This is a genomic window from Parabacteroides sp. CAG:2 (genome assembly GCF_000436315.1).
GTDB classification, from domain to species: Bacteria; Bacteroidota; Bacteroidia; order Bacteroidales; family Tannerellaceae; genus Parabacteroides; species Parabacteroides distasonis.
The window spans coordinates 30,064-32,521 of the sequence record NZ_FR885303.1 but is presented as its reverse complement, the minus strand read 5'-3'; the positions used below and the strand labels follow the sequence as shown (position 1 = coordinate 32,521).

The window sequence follows — 2,458 nt, the reverse complement described above, 5'->3', positions numbered from 1 at the left end:
ACGGAATCCTCCCCCAACGCGAATTGGAAGGATATGACAGACCGCGACACCAACTCGCTCTACTGCGAGTGTTGCCGGACGACCTCCCAGAACATCAACCAGCCCACCTTCCGTGCCGTGCTGAGCAGCGACATCATCCACGAGGTACACCCGCTGCGCGAGTTCATAGAGGAGCTGCCGCCTTGGGACGGGCATACGGACTATATCTCCCAAGCGAGCGGCATGGTGCACGTGAAAGACCCCGCCAAGCAGTCCCTCTGGACCTCCTGCTTCAAGAAATGGTTCGTGGCCATGGTAGCCTCATGGATGGCCGACGAGGTGACGAACCATGAGATACTGGTGCTCATCGGGCGGCAAGGTATCTACAAGACCACGTGGATCGACCGGCTGATGCCCCCCCAGCTCGTCCGTTACCGTAGCAAGCAGAGCGCCACCGGACGGCTGGACAAGGATGAGATGCTACGTTTCTGCGAGTTCGGGCTGATCAACATGGACGAGATCGACAGCATGCCGGATCGCGAGGTGAATACCCTGAAGTCGCTCATCACCTCGGACGACATCATCGTACGGGCCGTCTACGCCACGAACAAGGAGCGTCGCATACGCCTCGCCTCCTACGCCGCCAGCGGCAATAAGGAGCAATTCCTCACCGATACCTCGGGCAACCGCCGCTGGCTCCCTTTCGAGATCGAGAGCATCGACTCGCCCTTCGAGCATCCTCTCCCCTACGCCGGGATATACGCCCAAGCCTACCAGCTCTCGAAAGACGGCTTCCGGCATTGGTTCGATCTCGACGAGATAAAGGGCCTCGAGGAGCACGTGGAGGGCTTCATGGAGGAGACCAACGAGGGGCAGTTGATCCCCGTTTACTTCGCCGTGCCCACGCCCGGGCAGGAAGAGGCCGGCAACGCCATCTTCCTCACCCTAGCCGAGATCGGCGCCAAGCTGACCGTATGGGGCGCCATCCGCAGGCCGCTCAGCCTCCGGCAGCTGGGCAAGGTGATGACGAAGCAGGGATTCAGGTGCGTAAGGAGGGGAAACGGCAAGCAAACCGGTTATCTGGTGATCGAGAAAACCTCTACCTTCATCGAGGCCGAGCGTAAATTGAAAGCCCACTGACAAGCGGCCCGGGGCGTGGCCGGGGGTACGATGGTACGATTCGATTCAATATCTTATTAAAATTTTTAGGTTTTTGATATAATAGATTGATAAACAATATTATACAGACCTGTTTTTTATACGGTGAGCGCTTGGATCCAATCGTACCATCGTACCGTAAGGAAGCCTGATCGCTCATATACAAGGATTTGTGTTTTTCAGGAAAATCCGTAATCGTACCGAATCGTACCCTACCATCGAGGCTTACGGGTCCCCCCCCCGCAAACCCAAGGTTTACGCCCCCCAAACCCAAGGTTTACGACTCGTAAGCCTTAGGGTTATATAGGCCTAGCCCCCCGGAAAAAGGGCATGCGATATCCGGCGAAACCCTTTGTATTTCAATAATAATTCCGTATCTTAGGGGTATGGAAACAACATTCAGGATACGGCCCTACGGACGGATGGAACTGGCGCAAGCCTACCTGCCCGCCATGACTCCCAAGGCGGCTCACCGCAAGTTACAACACTGGATAGCGATCTATCCCGGGCTGGCAGATCGCCTCCACGACATGGGCTACCGGCCCACCGAGCGCCTCTACTCCCCCGCCATGGTACGGGCCATCGTAGAGGCGCTGGGTGAGCCTTAATTCCCTTTAACCTCCCCCTATTCCCTCGAACTCCCCATAAGTCGCAACTCGATACGGCAGCGACGTATCTTTGTGACATCATCAAAAACAATAGGTTATGATCAGATTCATGAAATTCCAGAACAAGAACGAGAAGAACCAGACGGCCTTCGGGAAATGGTACGCACGTGCCGTGTGCGACGAGACCGTAGACATCAAGGGGCTAGCCGCACACATGGCCAGCCACAACACCCCTTACTCCACAGGCGCCATCCACGGCATGCTGAAGGACATGGTAAACTGCACCAAGGAGTTGCTGCTGGACGGCAAGAACGTAAAGATCGACGACCTCGCCATCTTCTCCGTAGGCCTGCATACCACGGGGGCCCCTACCGCCGATGATTTCAACGCCAACACCAACATCACCGGCGTACGCCTCCGGGCGAGGGCTACCGGCAACCTTACTCCCACGACGCTGAAACTCGACGTGAAAATCAGGGAACTCACCGAGTATGGGGCAAGCGAGAATAAGGGAAGCGATAGCGAGAGCCCGGATGAGATCTGAGGAATCGGGAATTGAAAAAACGGGGTATTAATCATTCATTATTTATAATATGGAACAAGAGAAGAAAAAGTCTGTATGGGGAGTTATCATCAAGGTAATCATAGCCGTAGCCACCGCCTTGGCGGGAACGTTGGGCTTAACCGCCTGCGGGGTATGGTAGCCTCGTGGT

4 protein-coding genes are annotated in these 2,458 nt (G+C 55.8%); all 4 read left to right on the top strand.

The window, feature by feature from the left end; translation table 11 throughout:
- Positions 1-1,119, top strand: a 1,119-nt coding sequence (locus QVP94_RS11310; protein ID WP_288213255.1) for a VapE domain-containing protein, incomplete at its 5' end; no start/stop codon positions are given.
- Positions 1,120-1,523: 404 nt separating this feature from the next.
- Complete coding sequence (locus QVP94_RS11305; protein ID WP_022192633.1) at positions 1,524-1,745, top strand: DUF4248 domain-containing protein; 222 nt, start codon at positions 1,524-1,526, stop codon at positions 1,743-1,745.
- Positions 1,746-1,842: 97 nt separating this feature from the next.
- Complete coding sequence (locus QVP94_RS11300) at positions 1,843-2,289, top strand: HU family DNA-binding protein (RefSeq protein ID WP_022192632.1); 447 nt, start codon at positions 1,843-1,845, stop codon at positions 2,287-2,289.
- Positions 2,290-2,338: 49 nt separating this feature from the next.
- Entirely contained in the window at positions 2,339-2,449 is a 111-nt protein-coding gene (locus QVP94_RS11295) for a smalltalk protein (RefSeq protein WP_153188314.1), read from the top strand.
- Positions 2,450-2,458: the final 9 nt, after the last annotated feature.